General features: G+C 70.7%; 3 protein-coding genes. All 3 read right to left on the reverse strand.

From position 1 onward, the window contains the following. A partial coding sequence (locus ACOADB_RS04755; protein WP_378596783.1) for an AraC family transcriptional regulator ligand-binding domain-containing protein occupies positions 1–453 on the reverse strand: 453 nt, incomplete at its 3' end. 10 nt (positions 454–463) lie between these two features. After that, a complete protein-coding gene (locus tag ACOADB_RS04760; protein WP_378596784.1) occupies positions 464–949 on the reverse strand; it encodes an SRPBCC family protein in 486 nt (161 codons plus the stop codon). Next, positions 946–1,581, reverse strand: a 636-nt coding sequence (locus tag ACOADB_RS04765) for an alpha/beta hydrolase fold domain-containing protein (RefSeq protein ID WP_378596785.1), incomplete at its 5' end; no start/stop codon positions are given. The genes ACOADB_RS04765 and ACOADB_RS04760, both read right to left, overlap by 4 nt.

The following is a 1,581-nucleotide window of genomic DNA, read 5'->3' on the forward strand; positions in this document are numbered from 1 at the left end:
GCGGTTCGCGAAGTGCAGCACCATCTCGTTCAACTGCCGCACCGGCGGCGGCGAGGTCGTCGCGTACACCAGGGCGATCGCCGACGGATCGGGCTCCGGATGGGCCGTCACGCTGACCGCCGGGCTGTGCACGAACATGAAGCGGCCGGCCGCGTCGAGCGCCTCCCCCACGGTCGCCGAGTGCTGCATCACCACGGACAGCAGGCCGAGCATGCCCTCGTCCTGGCGCTCACCGACGCGCAGGCCCAGGTCAGGCAATCCGGTGGATTCGGCGGCGTGCTCCAACACCTGCACGACACCGTCGTGCGGGATCAGCGAAGCGTCGTCCAGCAGCGCCGCGGGGTCGATCCCGAACCGGCGCAGCATGGCCGCCGGGTCGCCGCCGGCCTCGGCGACGACCTCGGTGAAGCCGCTCAGCGCCGCGGACCGGACCAGGTCTCCCACGGCCCTCACCCTAGGTGGATCAGGCGGTGAGCTTCTTCTTCAGGCCCTTCACCATCGTGCCGATGGCCAGCGACAGCCCGGGCGTGACGAGCGGTCCGGTCGGACCGGCGAGCTTCGCGACCTCGACGGCGACCGTCCACGTCAGACGCGAACCGGTCGGCGTCGACTCGACGAGGTAGTCCTCTGCCATCCGCTTGATGCCGGGGCGGGTGGACTCGGCAATGAAGAACGACTTCCGCTTGCCCTCGTCCCATCGGTAGAACTGCTCGTGCACAGTGACCGCACCGGCGATGGTGAGCTCACGCACGGTGCCGACGCCGAAGGGGCGTTCACCGATCCAGCGGACCTTGGTCGCGCCGGGCCCCCACGACACCACGGCGTCGTCAGCGGTCAGTGCGGCCCACAGGGTCTCGACCGGAACGGGCACGTCGAGCACCTTCACGGTGCGCGCCGGCGCGGTGCGCAGGAACTCGTCATCGGCGGGAGCAAGCGGGTACCAGGTCATGAGCTCATCCTCAGGTTCGAAGCAGGGAACGGGGCGTCGTCGTCGATGCACGCCCGCATGAAGGTAGCGGCTCGACGCAGCGCTCGTCGCGCCTCGGGTACGGCGCGGTACAGCGTGACGTACGAATGCACCTGTCCGCGCGACACGATCAGCTTGTTCTCGACACCCGCGCGGTCGAGCCGTTCGTGCAGCCGCTCGGCGTCACCGGCGAAGCACTCGGTGCCGCCCACGTGTGTGTGGATCGGCGGGAACGTGCTCAGCAGGATGAGGTTCGCGGTCAGCGGCGAGAGGCGCGGGTCGCGGAAGTTGCCGCCCGGGTAGAACGCCTCCGCGCAGCGCGCCGCGAACGTCGGCGTGAGCACCGGGTCGGGGTTGAGCGCGTCGCGGTGCACCGCTTCGGTGAGCGCAGGGTCGAGCAGCGGCGAGAACAACGCGCATGCCGCCGGCATCGGCCGACCCGCCTGGGCCAGCGTCGTCAGCAGGCCGACTGCCAGGTGACCGCCCGCAGAATCACCGGCAACCGCGATCTGCTCGGGCGCGTGGCCCTGCTCGATCAGCCATTCGTACGCCGCCAGGGCGTCGTCGAGCGCCGCCGGGAACGGATGCTCGGGGGCCCGGCGGTAGCGCACCGC

Origin of the sequence: Nocardioides sp. CPCC 206348, assembly GCF_048654705.1 — a bacterium.
Taxonomy (GTDB): Bacteria; Actinomycetota; Actinomycetes; order Propionibacteriales; family Nocardioidaceae; genus Nocardioides.